General features: G+C 41.1%; 12 protein-coding genes. All 12 read left to right on the forward strand.

The features are described 5' to 3' along the window. Positions 1-122: 122 nt before the first annotated feature. A complete protein-coding gene (gene recA / locus MHI46_RS08420; protein ID WP_039178719.1) occupies positions 123-1,166 on the forward strand; it encodes a recombinase RecA in 1,044 nt (347 codons plus the stop codon). A 142-nt stretch (positions 1,167-1,308) separates the two neighbouring features. Continuing rightward, positions 1,309-2,484: a serine hydrolase domain-containing protein gene (locus tag MHI46_RS08425; protein ID WP_260775947.1), complete on the forward strand. Its 1,176-nt coding sequence runs from the start codon at positions 1,309-1,311 to the stop codon at positions 2,482-2,484. A 233-nt stretch (positions 2,485-2,717) separates the two neighbouring features. Then, on the forward strand, positions 2,718-4,280 hold the full coding sequence (rny, locus tag MHI46_RS08430; protein ID WP_003211958.1) for a ribonuclease Y: 1,563 nt from the start codon (positions 2,718-2,720) through the stop codon (positions 4,278-4,280). A gap of 90 nt (positions 4,281-4,370) precedes the next feature. Then, positions 4,371-5,165: a TIGR00282 family metallophosphoesterase gene (locus MHI46_RS08435; RefSeq protein WP_047202212.1), complete on the forward strand. Its 795-nt coding sequence runs from the start codon at positions 4,371-4,373 to the stop codon at positions 5,163-5,165. 202 nt (positions 5,166-5,367) lie between these two features. After that, positions 5,368-5,628 carry a stage V sporulation protein SpoVS gene (gene spoVS / locus MHI46_RS08440; RefSeq protein WP_003211281.1) on the forward strand — a complete coding sequence of 87 codons (261 nt, stop codon included), beginning with the start codon at positions 5,368-5,370 and terminating at the stop codon, positions 5,626-5,628. 202 nt (positions 5,629-5,830) lie between these two features. Then, complete coding sequence (locus MHI46_RS08445) at positions 5,831-8,875, forward strand: efflux RND transporter permease subunit (protein WP_342503219.1); 3,045 nt, start codon at positions 5,831-5,833, stop codon at positions 8,873-8,875. 175 nt (positions 8,876-9,050) lie between these two features. Continuing rightward, positions 9,051-10,115 carry an L-threonine 3-dehydrogenase gene (gene tdh, locus MHI46_RS08450; protein ID WP_251180760.1) on the forward strand — a complete coding sequence of 355 codons (1,065 nt, stop codon included), beginning with the start codon at positions 9,051-9,053 and terminating at the stop codon, positions 10,113-10,115. Continuing rightward, positions 10,112-11,293: a glycine C-acetyltransferase gene (locus MHI46_RS08455; RefSeq protein ID WP_107163707.1), complete on the forward strand. Its 1,182-nt coding sequence runs from the start codon at positions 10,112-10,114 to the stop codon at positions 11,291-11,293. The genes tdh and MHI46_RS08455 overlap by 4 nt, the downstream gene beginning before the upstream one ends. A 149-nt stretch (positions 11,294-11,442) precedes the next feature. Next, positions 11,443-12,969, forward strand: coding sequence for a tRNA (N6-isopentenyl adenosine(37)-C2)-methylthiotransferase MiaB (gene miaB, locus MHI46_RS08460; RefSeq protein ID WP_034281907.1), 1,527 nt, complete (start codon positions 11,443-11,445; stop codon positions 12,967-12,969). A 1-nt stretch (position 12,970) separates the two neighbouring features. Further along, entirely contained in the window at positions 12,971-13,405 is a 435-nt protein-coding gene (locus MHI46_RS08465) for a RicAFT regulatory complex protein RicA family protein (RefSeq protein ID WP_008358013.1), read from the forward strand. Between the two features lie 244 nt (positions 13,406-13,649). Beyond that, positions 13,650-14,195, forward strand: coding sequence for an outer spore coat protein CotE (gene cotE, locus MHI46_RS08470; RefSeq protein WP_039178732.1), 546 nt, complete (start codon positions 13,650-13,652; stop codon positions 14,193-14,195). 124 nt (positions 14,196-14,319) lie between these two features. After that, a complete protein-coding gene (mutS, locus tag MHI46_RS08475; RefSeq protein ID WP_342503220.1) occupies positions 14,320-16,896 on the forward strand; it encodes a DNA mismatch repair protein MutS in 2,577 nt (858 codons plus the stop codon). Positions 16,897-16,902: the final 6 nt, after the last annotated feature.

Genomic DNA, 16,902 nt, shown 5'->3' on the forward strand with positions numbered 1-16,902 from the left:
CACTCTTTTCTTAAAAAATCGGCCAAGAAAAAAATCGAATATGTGTTCGTTTTTTTCTTGGCAAATGACGTAAAACAAGGTATAGTATAGATAGTGGAATTGATAAAGGAGGAAACAATAGAATGAGTGATCGTCAAGCAGCCTTAGATATGGCTCTTAAACAAATAGAAAAACAGTTTGGTAAAGGCTCTATTATGAAACTAGGAGAGCAAACAGATACACGTATTTCAACAGTACCTAGTGGTTCGTTAGCACTTGATACTGCGCTTGGAATAGGCGGATATCCCCGAGGCCGTATTATCGAAGTATATGGTCCAGAGAGTTCTGGTAAAACGACAGTAGCCCTTCATGCCATTGCTGAAGTTCAGCAGCAGGGAGGACAAGCTGCATTTATTGATGCAGAGCATGCACTCGATCCAGTTTACGCTCAAAAACTAGGTGTCAACATTGATGAACTGTTACTTTCTCAGCCGGATACAGGAGAGCAAGCACTTGAAATTGCAGAAGCTCTTGTCCGCAGCGGGGCAGTTGATATTGTTGTGATTGACTCTGTAGCTGCTCTTGTACCAAAAGCAGAGATTGAAGGAGACATGGGTGATTCACACGTTGGTCTTCAAGCGCGTTTGATGTCTCAAGCCCTTCGTAAGCTATCAGGTGCTATCAACAAATCAAAAACAATTGCCATCTTTATTAACCAAATTCGTGAAAAAGTTGGGGTCATGTTTGGTAACCCTGAAACAACGCCTGGTGGACGTGCGCTGAAGTTCTATTCATCTGTTCGTTTAGAAGTGCGCCGTGCTGAACAGCTGAAACAAGGCAATGACATTATGGGGAATAAAACGAGAATTAAAGTGGTCAAAAACAAAGTAGCACCGCCATTCCGCATTGCGGAAGTAGACATTATGTACGGTGAAGGGATTTCAAAAGAGGGAGAAATCATCGACCTTGGAAGCGAACTAGATATCGTACAAAAGAGCGGCGCTTGGTATTCTTACCAAGAGGAACGTCTTGGACAAGGCCGTGAAAATGCGAAACAGTTCCTAAAAGAAAATAAAGATATCATGCTGATGATCCAGGAGCAAATTCGCGAACATTACGGCTTGGATACTAACGGAGTAACGCAGCAGGAATCTGAAGAAGCGCTAGAACAATTAGAATTAGAATAAAAATTAAATTAGTATGAAATGATAAAAAAGGCTGAGTGAAAAACTCAGCCTTTTTTATTTTGTAAAAAACTTTCGACAACTTTTTCAGTACTTCATCCGTCTAAAGTGTACAAAATGGAATTTATTTTGGGAGGAAAAAATAATGACAAGCCCGACCCGCAGAAGAAATGCAAAACGTAGCCGGAAACAACCAAGTCAGAAGGGAAAAATTGTGCTTGTTTTTTTAACAGCGATGATTTGCTTTACGATGTGGAATGTGCTTCATCGAACTAGTGAAGAAAAAAACCCGTTTCAAAAAACTGCAGTAGCTTTAGAAAACAGCCAGAAAAAAGAAGTCAAAAGGAAAACCGCCAAAATATCAAAGGAACAAATCAAAACAGTGGACCGCAATCACAAAATCAGCAGTTATTTAAATAAGATCGGTTTCAGCGGAACAGCCATGATTGTTAGAAATGGAGAAATCATAACAAATAAAGGTTTTGGTTATGCAGACCGTAAACGAAAAATTCAAAATAATCCATTAACATCTTTTTATGTTGGTTCGTCTCAAAAAGCACTGATTGCAACCGCTATTTTGCAGCTTGAGGAAAAGGGGAAACTTCAGACAAGTGATCCGGTAAGCGCGTATTTACCTCATTTTCCTAACGGACATACGATTACTTTGAAAAATCTACTTACACATACATCGGGAATAAACGGACATATTGAAGGAAACGGCGCAATTACTCCGGATGATTTAATAAAAGACATAGAACGTCAGGGAATTAATCGTCAGCCGGGCGTATGGGGCTATAAGGATTCTAACTATTCTGTTCTTGCTTATATTGTTGCTGAAGTAAGCGGTGAGTCCTATGAACAATATATAACGAATCATATTTTTAAACCGGCGGGAATGACGCATGCAGGCTTTTACAAAACATATGAAAAAGAACCTTATCCTGCTGTCGGGTATAAGCTGAAAGGCAGCAAAGCGGTTACACCGTATATGCCCGATCTATCTCAGCTGTATGGTGCTGGAGATATTTATATGAGTGCTATAGATATGTACAAATTTGATCAAGCCCTGATAGACGGCAAACTGTATTCGCAGAAGAGCTATAAAAAGATGTTTACGCCAGGAAGCAGCTCCACATACGGTATGGGATTTTATGTTGATCCCGGTAGCTATTCAAACCATGGTGTCGTGCCGGGCTTCAACATTTTAAACAGTTTTAGCAAATCTGGGCAAACCATTGTTGTTTTGTTCTCAAACATTCAAAATAACACTAAACTGGGCCAAGTGAACAATAAAGTATATCAGCTGCTGAATCAAGAATAATTCTGATCAGCTTTTGCAAACGCTAAGATGGCACGCTTGACAAGTATTTCCGACACAATTACAATGGGAATGTATCACTTGTTTTTCTTAACATGATTGATAACTAATTTAAACTTGACAAGGGCAGTGAGGATCTCATTCCCTGTGAAGGCCCTGTATGTTGAGACACAAAACAATGTACATGCCGACACTTTATTTGTAAAACCAAGTTCATAGCAAGAGGAGGTGAAAATATGTCGCCTACGATGTTTACGATCATCTCCATTTTGCTGAGCCTAATCTGTTTAGTTGTTGGCTACTTTGTTCGTAAAACCATTGCAGAAGCAAAAATATCCGGCGCAAGAAACATGGCCGAACAAATTGTTGAGGATGCAAAGCGTGATGCGGAAGCATTGAAGAAAGAAGCGCTCTTGGAAGCGAAAGATGAAATTCATTCGTTTCGTGTAGAGGCGGAGCAAGAAGTTCGTGAAAGACGAAATGAGCTTCAAAGACAAGAAAACCGTTTACTTCAAAAAGAAGAAAATCTTGATCGCAAAGACGAATCTTTAGATAAACGGGAGTCCCTGTTGGAGAAGAGAGATCATTCTCTGAATGAACGACAACAACATATTGAAGAGATGGAAAGCAAAGTGGATGATATGATTCGTTTGCAGAAAGCCGAGTTGGAACGCATTTCAAGTCTAACTCGAGATGAAGCGAAACAAATCATTCTGGATCAAGTTGAAAATGAGCTTTCCCACGACATTGCAGTCATGACGAAAGAATCTGAAAACCGAGCGAAAGAAGAGGCTGACAAAAAGGCGAAAAACATTCTTTCACTTGCGTTACAGCGTTGTGCAGCTGATCATGTGGCTGAAACAACGGTATCTGTAGTCAATCTTCCAAATGATGAGATGAAAGGTCGTATTATCGGACGTGAAGGACGAAATATCCGTACGTTAGAAACGTTAACTGGTATTGACTTGATCATAGATGATACACCTGAAGCTGTTATCCTATCGGGCTTTGATCCGATTAGACGTGAAACAGCGAGGATAGCTCTGGACAAGCTAGTCCAGGATGGCCGCATTCATCCTGCACGAATTGAAGAAATGGTGGAAAAATCACGCCGTGAAGTCGATGATTATATCCGCGAGATGGGTGAGCAAACGACATTCGAAGTCGGAGTTCACGGTCTGCATCCGGATCTTATCAAAATTCTCGGCCGCTTGAAATTCCGTACAAGTTATGGACAAAATGTCCTGAAGCATTCAATTGAGGTTGCACATCTTGCAGGTCTCATGGCTTCAGAGCTTGGAGAAGATGCAAAGCTTGCAAAACGAGCAGGTCTTCTGCATGACATTGGAAAAGCCATTGATCATGAAGTAGAAGGAAGCCACGTAGAAATTGGCGTTGAGCTTGCGACGAAATATAAAGAGCATCCTGTTGTCATCAACAGTATTGCCTCTCACCACGGTGACCAAGAACCGACATCTATTATCGCTGTTCTTGTTGCGGCAGCTGATGCATTATCTGCAGCACGCCCTGGTGCAAGAAGTGAGACGCTTGAAAATTACATTCGGAGACTTGAGAAATTAGAAGATATCTCTGAATCTTATGAAGGTGTTGAAAAATCGTTTGCGATACAGGCTGGACGTGAAGTACGTATTATGGTGAAGCCAGATTCAATTAATGATCTTGAAGCTCACCGTCTAGCAAGGGATATTCGTAAGCGAATTGAGGACGAGCTCGATTACCCTGGTCACATTAAAGTGACAGTCATTCGAGAAACTCGCGCAGTAGAGTATGCAAAATAGAGCGGTGCGCTTAGCGCCGCTTTATTTTTTTGTGTAAATATGCAACACTGATAAGAAGATCAATTTATAAGAGAAAGGGTTCAAAAGCGCATGAAAATATTATTTGTTGGAGATATCGTCGGTTCACCTGGCAGAGACACACTGAAAGAATACTTGCCAAAGCTGAAGAAAAAATATCAGCCGCACTTTACCATTGTCAACGGAGAAAATGCTGCTCACGGGAAAGGCCTGACTGAAAAAATCTATCATGAGCTCCTGCAAGCAGGAGCTGATGTGCTCACAATGGGCAACCATACATGGGATAAAAGAGACATTTTCGATTTCATCGATGATGCAGCCCATATGGTCCGTCCTGCTAACTTCCCAGAAGGCACACCTGGAAAAGGTCTCACGTTTATTAAAAAACAAGGAAAAGAATTGGCTGTCATTAACCTGCAAGGACGTACGTTTTTACCGCCAATTGACTGCCCATTTCAAAAAGTAGATGAATTAATTGCGGAAGCATCCAAACGAACACCGTTTATTTTCATTGATTTTCATGGTGAAGCCACAAGTGAAAAGCAAGCAATGGGCTGGTATACAGACGGCCGTGCATCATGTGTCGTTGGAACGCATACACATGTTCAAACAGCAGATAACCGCGTATTGCCAAAAGGAACTGCGTATATTTCGGATGTTGGGATGACAGGACCTTATGATGGCATTTTAGGTGTTGACCGAGAAACGATTATTAAACGATTCAAAACAAGTCTCCCAGTCCGGTTTGAAATTGCAGAAGGCCGCACGACGTTAAGTGCAGTCATCGTAGAAATTGACGAACAGTCGAAAAAAGCTGTCAAAATTGATCGAATTTTGATAAATGATGACCATATTTTCTTTGAATAAATGTTCACATATTTATTTCAGAAAAATATTAATCAGAAAGAAGGAATATGCGCCCTCTATCGTGAATATAGTAAAAATGGTAGGTAGCCTGCTATTTTTGAAAAACATTTTGGGGATGGATTTTCAAAAAAATAGCATCATCTAACAAAGATTGTTCTAATGAACACTCACTTATCCATTGTAAATTTAAGGGGGAGCAGAAATGGAAATTTTAAAAGTTTCAGCAAAGTCAAATCCGAATTCAGTAGCAGGAGCATTAGCGGGCGTTTTACGTGAACGCGGTGCAGCAGAAATACAAGCAATCGGCGCTGGAGCACTGAATCAGGCGGTTAAGGCTGTCGCCATTGCAAGGGGATTTGTTGCGCCAAGCGGAGTGGATTTGATATGCATTCCAGCCTTTACTGACATTCTGATCGATGGAGAAGAAAGAACAGCCATCAAATTGATTGTTGAGCCACGATAATTCTAATTTTATTATTTTCAACCTGCTTACATCATGTAAGCAGGTTGTTTTTGTTTACCGCTATACATTTCTTATATAACATATTCAGTTCGTGAAATAGATAAAAATGACATATTAGAGCTTGCATTTTTTCACCATGATGATAAATTAAGATTAAGTTGAATTTACTTCATCAAAAATAAATATTTAAGTAGGTGAAATAATGTTTGAAGCTTTTTTGAAAAGAGGAAAGCTTGTTTTTATTTTATTTTTTATCGTTCTCATTGCTGGCGGCTATTTATTCGCGCAGCTTCCTAAACGAGAACTGCCAGAATTCGAGGCGAATCTCGTCACGATTTCTACCGTTTTCCCTGGTGCAGATGCAAAACAGGTGGAAAGAGACGTCACCAATAAGCTGGAATCAGCTTTATCTGATATCAATGGTGTAGAGAAAACGAGCTCGGTTTCTGCCATTGGTTTCTCAAATATTGTGCTTGAAATTGAGGATCAAGCCGACTTTCAAAAGGTGGCAAGTCAAATTAAGAATGAAACGACAAGTGCTGCGTCATCTTTTCCAGACGGAGTGATGGAGCCGGATATAAAGGATGAGTTCGGCAGCGTACCCGTTGGTTCTTATATGATTGTGTCGAGTCAATCATCGGACTTAGCAAAGAGTCAGAAATCGCTGCGTGCATTGAAGGAAAAAGTAGAGGACATCAAAGGGGTAGACAATGTCGTTATCAAAGGCTTCAATGACAAACAAGCGATATTAAACTTAGATTCAAACAAGCTGGAGGGGGAAGGGTTCAATGTAACTGATGTCACAAATGCCATCAATCAGGAATTTGACACATCTCCACTAGGCGATATTCGGTCAGGTAAAGAGAAGGTCAAGCTGTCCATCGATACATATGACCGCTTAGATCAAGTCAAAAAAATTGAGCTTTTCTCAAAAACAAAACGAGAGCCGGTCAAAATTAGTCAGCTTGGCAGCTTAAAAGAAGTAGAAAAAGAGAAAAGTGATATTGTGTCCTATAACGGAAAGCCCGCCTATTCATTTACAGTGAATATTAAACCAGGGCTTGATATTCCTAAAATGTATGACAAAGTCAATGATGTCATTGAGAAAGAAAAGCAGCTGCCAAATGGGGTGGAGTGGGTAGACTACTATTCACAAAAAAGTGAAGTGGATGCCATTTTCAATGATTTAATAAAAGAAGCCATTGTTGCAGTCATCGCGGTCATTATCGTTACTACACTTGGACTCACGATTGGCGGGGCGTTTATCGTTTCACTCGCCATTCCGCTATCCATTACAATTGGAACCATTCCGCTGCCATTTTTACAAGTGGATCTCAATCAAATTTCGATCATCGGCTTTATCATTGCCTTAGGGATACTTGTCGATGATGCGATTGTCGTCAATGATAATATTTTAAGACAAATGAAAAAATACGAAAGTCCGCTTAAAGGAACAATTGCTGGCGTAAAAGAAGTCGCAGGGTCCATTTTGACATCAACACTTGCTGTTGTGTTTGCCTTCCTGCCGCTTCTTTTCCTATCAGGTGCAAACGGTTCATTTATTCGGGCACTACCGTCTGTTCTAGTAACGACTGTGCTTGCGTCCATGGTGATTTCGCTGACACTTGTGCCGGTCTATCAATATACTGTGAACAGGAAAAGAAAGTACAAGAAGAGTGAAAAAGAGCCGGGCTTTCTAGGAAAACCATTAAAAAGGCTGGCGGATTTCTATGCAGACCGTGTGTTGAAAAACATTGTGAAGCGGCCGCTCGTTATTGGACTAAGTGGCTTGCTTGTTGCAACGCTTGCTTTTTTACTTATTTTCGTCACACCATTTGAATTTTTCCCTGCGGCGAATAAGAAAGAAGTGGTCGTCACGGTCACGCTTCCAAGTGAAACTACATTAGACAAAACAAATGAAACACTAAAGAAAATAGAACAAGAAATTAAGCAGCAAAAAGGCATTGAAGAAACGGCGATTTTTGCAGGCGGCGGGGTGCCGAATCTGTTTAATGAAAGTATTTCAAATGCAAGTGACCACACTGGTCAGATTGTTGTAAGAGTAGACAATGATCAGATGACAAGTAAGGCATTGATAGATCGTATGACCGAGCCTTTGCGAGAGAAATTCAAAGAGGCTGATCTCTTTATGAAAACTATTGTTCAAGGACCGCCAACTGGAGCGCCAGTGACAGTAACAGTTGCAGGTGACTCTTTTACAAAGCTCATTGATGTCAAAGAAACGCTAACAAATGAAATGAAAGACAAAGGAGCAAGCTTGATTACGGATGATGTCAATCAGCCGGTGAAAACGATCTCCTTTGAATTAAACCGTGAGCGAATGGCAGAGGATGGGCTCAGTGCTCAATTTGTCAGCAGACAGCTTGGTCTTGTGACAGAAGGGATTCCATTAGGTACTTTTAAACAAGGAACAAATGATATCGATTTAGTGGTGAAACAGGATACAGGTACACATCAAAATGGTTTAAAGCTAAAAGAATTGAAAGTGCCTGTGAAGACAAACGAGGTTGGTATGCCTCAACTTGAGCCGCTTAGCCGATATGTAACAGAAAAAGAAACAGAGCAGTATGAAAGCATTCCACATGAAAATGGAGTTCCAACCATTACGCTAAAGGCATATCCCGGCGCATCAGATTCGTTTAAAGAAGATATGAAAGAAGTCGTTAATCAAGTAGGGAAAAGCGCGGCAGCGAAGGAGTTGACCATTTCACAAGGTGGAGAAAATGAAAATCAGACCCAGTTCTTTATTGAAATTAGTCTCTTATTTGCGGTTGTCCTACTGCTCATTTACGTGACCATCGCATTCCAGTTCAATTCATTGATGCTTCCACTGTTAGTTCTAGGAACGGTTTACTTAGCCGTATCAGGAGCCATTATCGGACTGTTTGTCACACAAACGCCATTCAGCTTTATGGCAACAATGGGAATTGTCTCATTGGCTGGTATTGTCGTTCGAAATGCGGTCGTCTTATTCGAATTTATTGAACAGCGGCGCAAGCAAGGATTTGATCAACAGACAGCCGTCATTGAAGCGGGAAGAGCAAGGATTAGACCGATACTTTTAACAGCATTTACGGCATTAGTTGCATTAATGCCTGTTGCATTAAGTCATGATCCACTCTTTAAGCCGCTGGCCATCTGCATTGTATCAGGTGTCTTTTTCTCAACGATTCTGACATTATTTATTGTGCCAGCGCTATATGTTGCCGTTTCAAAGAAACGCTGACGATGAAAGCAAATCTCCTCTCAACCGGAGATTTGCTTTTTTTTTTAGAAAAATATCTAAAAAAATATGTGGAGTGTTCATTTGTCTTTATCTAGTAGACAGTGGTGTTTACGACTAAAATAAGTCGTGTTAAAATCTGATTGGGAGAAGTTTTTTAACAAAGGGGTTGTACGTCATGTGTGGAACGATGAAAGCAATTGTTAAAAAAGAAAGCGCTTACGGAGCGGTGCTGACGGAGATGCCGATTCCAGAAATCAAAGATCATGAAGTATTGATAAAGGTGAAAGCCACTTCGATATGCGGAACAGACGTGCATATTTATAATTGGGATGACTGGGCTAAGGGGCGAGTCAAAGCGCCCTACATTTTTGGTCATGAATTTACAGGGGAAGTTGTCAAAGTGGGGAAGCAGGTCTCACGAGCAAAAGTATGGGATTTTGTATCGGCTGAGACGCATGTTGTATGTAATCAATGTTATATGTGCTTAACAGGGCAGCAGCATTTGTGCAGTGAAACGAAAATTTTAGGGGTAGACATTGATGGCTGTTTTGCTGAATATGTCAAAATACCTGAACAAAATGTGTGGCATAATCCGGCTCAAATGCCAGTTGAGCTTGCCTCTATACAAGAGCCGCTAGGAAATGCTGTCCATACAGTACTGCACACACCTGTTTCAGGTAAATCTGTGGCGATTTTTGGCTGCGGACCAATCGGCTTAATGGCAATCGCTGTCGCAAAAGCTTCTGGAGCTGTTCAAGTGTTCGCCGTTGATAAAAATGAATACAGGCTCGATCTAGCCCGAAAAATGGGTGCAGATCATATCGTGGATATTGGAAAAGATGATCCAGTCGCGATGATTAAGCAGCTCACGCGGATGGAAGGGGCAGACGTAATGTGTGAGATGTCAGGTCATCCAGCTGCCATTAATCAAGCACTCGAAGCTTGTGCAAATGGAGGAAAAGTCAATATACTAAGCTTGCCAGAACGGCCAGTGACAATTGATATTACGAACCAAATTGTTTTTAGGGGATTAACTGTGCAAGGGATCACGGGGAGAAAAATGTTTGAGACGTGGCGTCAAGTATCTGAGCTGTTAAGAACGAATACCATTGATGTAAAGCCAGTTGTCACTCACACACTGCCATTTGAAGAGTTCGAAAAGGGCTTTGAACTCATGCGGAATGGTACGTGCGGAAAAGTCGTACTGATGATGCCATCATATCAAAGGGGGAAGAAATGATGAAGGAATTCACGTATTTACAAGATGAATTGGAAACAATGAAGCAGCAAGGCACCCACCAAACCTTAAAAGAGATCGACTCAAAACAATCATCCACTGTTACATTAAATGAACAATCTGTTATACAACTCTCCTCAAATAACTACTTAGGTCTCACCTCGCACCCAAGGCTGATGAAAGCAGCAAAAGAGGCGATTGATGAATTCGGAGCGGGTACAGGATCCGTTCGAACCATCGCCGGCACAATGACAATGCATGAACGTCTTGAAAAAAAGCTTGCTGCATTTAAAAAGACAGAGGCAGCCCTTGTGTTCCAATCAGGCTTTACGACCAACCAAGGGGTTTTATCGAGTATCCTGACAAAAGATGATATTGTCATTTCGGATGAACTGAATCATGCCTCAATTATTGATGGAATCCGATTAACCAAAGCAGATAAAAAGGTATACAGTCATTCCAATATGGAAGAGCTGGAGAAGATTTTGAAAAAATCAATGAATTATCGCGTCCGTCTCATCGTAACAGACGGTGTTTTCTCAATGGATGGTGATATCGCGCCACTTCCTGAAATCGTCAGGCTAGCAGAAGCATATGATGCATTTGTCATGGTAGACGATGCGCATGCCTCGGGCGTGCTTGGCGAGAATGGCCGCGGGACAGTCAACCATTTTAAACTCGACGGCAGAGTGCACATTCAGGTCGGGACACTTAGTAAGGCTGTCGGAGTGCTCGGCGGTTACGTAGCTGGTTCAGCGGTTTTGATTGATTATTTAAAACATAAAGCAAGACCGTTTTTATTCAGCACCTCACATCCGCCAGCTGTGACTAGAGCGTGTGAAGAAGCGATTGAAGTGCTGTTAGATGAACCGGAGCGAATCGATACACTTTGGGAGAACGCCGCTTATTTTAAAGAAAAGGTCATCAGCCTTGGATTTGAAGTCGCCCCAACAGAGACACCGATTATCCCAATCATGATTGGAGACGAAGCACTTACTTTTCGTTTCTCAAAAGCTTTAATAGAACGAGGCGTGTTTGCTCAAGGCATCGCCTTCCCAACAGTAGCAAAAGGCAAGGCAAGAATTAGAGCCATCATCACAGCCGAGCACACAAAAGAAGAACTAGACCGGGCACTGACAATCATTGAAGAAGAAGCAAAAAAACTAAACATACTTGATTGAGAGAGCGCAGGCTCTCTTTTTCTTTTTATGAAAAATGGTTATGACTAATAGACAATTTTCATAGAAGAACCGTATATGATTTATTTTCAATTCATCACAAAATAGTCTATACTGTAGGGTGGAACTTGGTTTGAAAGGAGTACAAATTCATGAATGAAGAGCAGAGAAAAGCGAGCGGACAAGTAAGTTCATCGGACAAAAAATCCGAGAAGGACTACAGCAAATATTTTGAAGCTGTGTACATTCCGCCTTCCTTAAAAGATGCAAAAAAACGGGGTAAAGAAGAAGTCGAATACAATCAATTTCAAATTGACGAGCAGTTTCAAGGGTTAGGGAACGGCCGCAAGTTTTATATTCGCACATACGGCTGTCAAATGAATGAGCATGACACAGAAGTGATGGCTGGTATTTTTATGGCGCTAGGCTATGAACCAACAAATTCAACTGAAGATGCAAATGTCATCTTATTAAACACTTGTGCGATTCGTGAGAATGCGGAAAACAAAGTGTTTGGAGAGCTTGGTCATTTAAAAGCATTAAAGCGTGAAAAGCCAGATTTAATTTTAGGTGTCTGCGGATGTATGTCCCAAGAAGAATCTGTCGTGAGCCGTATTTTGAAGAAACATCCATTTGTTGACTTAATCTTCGGCACGCACAACATTCACCGCCTGCCAGAGCTGTTATCTGAATGCTACCTTTCAAAAGAAATGGTGATTGAGGTTTGGTCAAAAGAAGGCGATGTGATTGAGAACCTTCCGAGAGCCCGTCAAGGTAAAATCAAGGGCTGGGTGAATATTATGTACGGCTGTGATAAATTCTGTACATACTGTATCGTGCCTTATACGCGCGGCAAGGAAAGAAGCCGCCGCCCAGATGAAATTATTCAAGAGGTCAGACGTTTAGCAGCAGAAGGATATAAGGAAATTACCCTTCTTGGTCAAAACGTGAATGCATATGGAAAAGATTTTGAAGATATGGAGTATGGGCTTGGCCACCTGATGGATGAGCTGCGAAAAATTGATATTCCACGTATCCGTTTTACAACAAGTCACCCGCGTGATTTTGATGATCACTTAATTGAAGTGCTAGCCAAGGGCGGAAATCTTCTTGATCATATTCATCTGCCAGTACAATCCGGAAGTTCTTCTGTGCTGAAGCTTATGGCGAGAAAATATGACCGTGAGCGCTACCTTGATCTTGTGCGCAAAATCAAAGAAGCTATGCCGAATGCTTCATTAACAACGGACATTATTGTTGGATTCCCAAATGAAACAGATGAGCAGTTTGAAGAAACACTTTCGCTTTATCGCGAGGTTGAGTTTGATGCCGCTTATACATTCATTTATTCCCCAAGAGAAGGAACGCCAGCAGCGAAAATGAAAGACAACGTGCCAATGCGTGTGAAAAAAGAACGTCTGCAGCGCCTAAATGCACTTGTGAATGAAATTTCTGCGAAAAAAATGAAGGAATATGAAGGGCAGATTGTCGAAGTATTAGTAGAGGGTGAAAGTAAAAATAACCCTGAGATCCTAGCCGGATATACAAGTAAAAGCAAGCTTGTGAATTTTAAAGCACCAAAAGAAGCGATTGGCAACATCGTCAAAGTGAAAATCACACAAGCCAAAACTTGGTCTCTTGACGGAGAAATGGTTGGAGAAGCTATCGAGGTGAATTAAAATGACACTTTATTCAAAGAAAGAGATTGTCGAGCGCGCAAGAGAGCTCGCTAAAATGATTTCTGAAACGGAAGAAGTTGATTTCTTCAAAAAAGCAGAAGCGCAAATCAATGAAAATACAAAAATTTCAACGATCATTAATCAAATTAAGGCGCTTCAAAAACAAGCTGTGAACTTAAAGCATTACGGCAAACATGAAGCCTTAAAGCAAGTCGAAGAAAAAATCGATGCCCTGCAAGAAGAACTGGATGACATCCCAGTCATTCAAGAATTCAAAGAATCACAAATGGAAGTCAATTCCCTGCTTCAGCTTGTAGCGCACACAATTTCGAATCAAGTAACAGATGAAATCATTCTTTCAACCGGCGGTGACCTTTTATTAGGAGAAACCGGTTCAAAAGTAAAAAACTCATCACCAAGTTGCTCCATTAAATGAGAAAACCCCGCAGATGCGGGGTTTTTTGTTTTCCTATTGAAATGCACTACCCATTCTCTTCATGCTTCATCAACTCCAAATCTCTCACTCTCCAACTTTTCCAATTTTCAAGGCAAGTTTATGGGCGACCATGCATACACTGAAACAGAAATGAATTTAATTGAACATGAAGTTCAAAATCGTGACACACTAGACGAATGCCCAGCATAAGATAAAACGATCAAGAACAAGGAGGCATGCCGGAATGTCTGAATACAGAGAAATTATTACAAAAGCGGTGGTTGCAAAAGGGAGGAAATTCACCCAAAGCACACACACCATTTCTCCATCGCAAAAACCAACCAGCATCCTAGGTGGTTGGATCATTAATCATAAGTATGATGCTGAAAAGGTCGGTAAAACGGTTGAGATCGAAGGAACATTTGATATTAACGTATGGTACTCTTACGCTGACAACACGAAAACAGAAGTCGTCACAGAGCGTGTGAAGTATGTAGACATCATTAAACTGAGATATAAAGATAAAAATTTTCTTGATGATGAGCACGAAGTGATTGCGAAAGTTTTGCAGCAGCCCAATTGCTTAGAAGTGACCATTTCTCCAAATGGCAATAAAATTATCGTTCAGGCAGAGCGAGAGTTCATTGCTGAGGTAGTCGGTGAAACAAAAATTGTTGTAGAGGTCAATTCAGACTGGAAAGAAAAAGATGATCACGAGTGGGAAGAAGAAGTGGATGAGGAGTTAGAGGATATTCATCCAGAGTTCCTAGCAGGTGATCCAGAAGAGTAAGGAATGACTAGGGCGCATATCCCCCTAGTTTTTTTGTGCCTGTTCTAGGAGAAAAAAGGTGATTTTTTATGCTATAATTGAAGATGGTATGAATTCGAAAGTAATATAGTGAGGGATTAGAAATATGGCAAGTTATACGCCCATGATACAGCAATATTTAAAGATCAAGGCAGATTATCAAGATGCCTTTTTATTTTTTCGCTTAGGCGATTTTTATGAGATGTTTTTTGATGATGCGAAAGAAGCGGCGCAAGAACTAGAAATTACGCTAACAAGCAGAGACGGCGGCACAATTCCAATGTGCGGCGTTCCATATCATTCTGCTTCTGCATACATAGAACAGTTGATTTCAAAAGGCTACAAGGTCGCCATTTGTGAGCAGGTGGAAGACCCTAAAACGGCAAAAGGTGTAGTCAAAAGGGAAGTTGTTCAACTGATTACACCAGGTACCGTTATGGATGGTAAAGGTTTAAGTGAAAACGAGAACAACTTCATTGCGTCTGTTACCAGCTTTCAAAATGGATACGGTCTTGCGCTGTCAGATTTATCAACAGGTGAAAACATGGCGGCTTTCATCGATCGATTAGATGAAGTCGTATCAGAAATTTATTCTGTTGGTGCAAAAGAAATTGTGGTGTCAAAGCAGCTGGATGAGGAAACAATCAAAACCCTTAAAGAACGCTGCCAAGCAACTATTTCATACGAAGATAGTGATGAACTATTAGAGGAAGCTGAACAGCTCGTTTCCCATCTTGACGACAAGTTAAAAACGGCATTTTTAACACTATATGCCTACTTAAGAAGAACGCAAAAAAGAAGCTTGGATCACCTTCAGCAAGTTCAAGTGTTTGAGCTTGAACAAACGATGAAAATTGATCTTTACTCAAAACGAAACCTTGAATTAACAGAAACGATTCGTTCAAAAAGCAAAAAAGGCTCTTTATTATGGCTGTTAGATGAAACAAAAACAGCGATGGGCGGCAGACTGCTCAAGCAATGGATCGACCGGCCGCTCATTCGTCTTTCGCAAATTAACGAGCGCCAGGAAATGGTGCAAATTCTGATGGATCATTTCTTTGAGCGCGAGGATCTGCGCGAACGATTAAAGCAAGTATATGATCTTGAGCGTCTAGCGGGCCGCGTGGCATTTGGCAACGTGAATGCCCGTGATCTCATCCAGCTCAAGGAATCCTTAAAACAAGTACCGGATATTAAACAACTCGTTCAATCATTACCAGAGGAAATGGCAAAATCAAGAGCGAATGAGATTGATCCTTGCGGCGACCTGCTTGATTTATTAGAAGATGCACTATATGAAAATCCGCCTATGACGATAAAAGAAGGTAATTTGATTAAAGATGGCTACAATGCAAAATTAGATGAATACCGTGATGCCAGCCGAAACGGAAAGGACTGGATTGCACGTCTCGAACAGCAGGAAAGAGAATATACCGGCATCCGCTCATTAAAAGTCGGGTTTAATAAAGTGTTTGGTTATTATATCGAAGTGACACGTGCGAATACACATCTGCTGGAGGAAGGGCGCTATGAAAGAAAACAAACGCTTGCCAATGCAGAGCGGTATATCACACCTGAATTAAAAGAAAAAGAAGCACTGATTCTTGAAGCAGAATCAAATATTAACGAATTGGAATATGAACTATTTACAGCTCTCAGGGAGCAAGTAAAAGGCTATATTCCTAGATTACAGCTGCTCGCAAAACAAATGAGTGAGCTGGATGCGCTTCAATGCTTTGCGACTGTTAGTGAAAAGCGCCGTTATATCCGTCCGGAATTCTCAGAGGATGACGTGGATGTCAAAGATGGCCGTCACCCTGTCGTTGAAAAAGTGCTGGATCACCAGGAATATGTACCGAATGACTGCCATATGGGAAAAGGCAGACAAACCTTACTCATCACTGGACCGAATATGTCAGGGAAAAGTACGTATATGAGACAAATGGCTCTCATCTCGATTCTTGCGCAGATTGGCTGCTTTGTGCCTGCGTCAAAGGCGACACTTCCCATCTTCGATCAAATCTTTACCCGTATTGGTGCAGCAGATGATTTGATTTCTGGTCAAAGTACTTTTATGGTAGAGATGCTCGAAGCAAAAAATGCGATGGTGCACGCAACGAAAAACAGCTTGATTTTATTCGATGAAATTGGACGTGGGACAAGCACCTATGATGGAATGGCGCTTGCGCAGGCGATCATTGAATTTGTTCATGATCATATTGGGGCTAAAACCCTATTTTCTACACATTACCATGAGCTGACGATTCTTGAATCTCAATTAAGCGAGCTGAAAAATGTTCATGTGCGAGCTGAAGAGCATGAAGGCACAGTCGTTTTCTTACATCAAATCAAAGAAGGTGCAGCTGATAAAAGCTATGGTATTCATGTAGCGCAGCTAGCTGAATTGCCTGATGCCATCATCAATAGAGCCCAGACCATTTTAACGGAGCTTGAGAGCGGATCACATGACGTGACCCCGAACGTATCTGTAGCACCAAAAGTAGAAAATTCTGAAGAAAAACAGCAGCTATCTTTCTTTGAAGTAGAAGAAAAACCGCAGCCAAAAGCTGTCCTAAAACAGAAAGATCAAGCGGTCATCGATGAATTAAAATCATACAACCTAATGGATATGACGCCGCTTGAAGCTATGACAAAGCTGTATGAATTACAAAAGAAATTATAATGTAAG

Origin of the sequence: Bacillus sp. FSL K6-1000, assembly GCF_038630785.1 — a bacterium.
In the GTDB taxonomy this organism is placed as follows: domain Bacteria; phylum Bacillota; class Bacilli; order Bacillales; family Bacillaceae; genus Bacillus; species Bacillus safensis.

Bases quoted from the DNA above. Each gene is read 5' to 3' on its own strand.
- recA (WP_039178719.1), top strand. From the start codon at position 123: ATGAGTGATCGTCAAGCAGCCTTAGATATGGCTCTTAAACAAATAGAA.
- MHI46_RS08425 (WP_260775947.1), top strand. From the start codon at position 1,309: ATGACAAGCCCGACCCGCAGAAGAAATGCAAAACGTAGCCGGAAACAA.
- rny (WP_003211958.1), top strand. From the start codon at position 2,718: ATGTCGCCTACGATGTTTACGATCATCTCCATTTTGCTGAGCCTAATC.
- MHI46_RS08435 (WP_047202212.1), top strand. From the start codon at position 4,371: ATGAAAATATTATTTGTTGGAGATATCGTCGGTTCACCTGGCAGAGAC.
- spoVS (WP_003211281.1), top strand. From the start codon at position 5,368: ATGGAAATTTTAAAAGTTTCAGCAAAGTCAAATCCGAATTCAGTAGCA.
- MHI46_RS08445 (WP_342503219.1), top strand. From the start codon at position 5,831: ATGTTTGAAGCTTTTTTGAAAAGAGGAAAGCTTGTTTTTATTTTATTT.
- tdh (WP_251180760.1), top strand. From the start codon at position 9,051: ATGTGTGGAACGATGAAAGCAATTGTTAAAAAAGAAAGCGCTTACGGA.
- MHI46_RS08455 (WP_107163707.1), top strand. From the start codon at position 10,112: ATGATGAAGGAATTCACGTATTTACAAGATGAATTGGAAACAATGAAG.
- miaB (WP_034281907.1), top strand. From the start codon at position 11,443: ATGAATGAAGAGCAGAGAAAAGCGAGCGGACAAGTAAGTTCATCGGAC.
- MHI46_RS08465 (WP_008358013.1), top strand. From the start codon at position 12,971: ATGACACTTTATTCAAAGAAAGAGATTGTCGAGCGCGCAAGAGAGCTC.
- cotE (WP_039178732.1), top strand. From the start codon at position 13,650: ATGTCTGAATACAGAGAAATTATTACAAAAGCGGTGGTTGCAAAAGGG.
- mutS (WP_342503220.1), top strand. From the start codon at position 14,320: ATGGCAAGTTATACGCCCATGATACAGCAATATTTAAAGATCAAGGCA.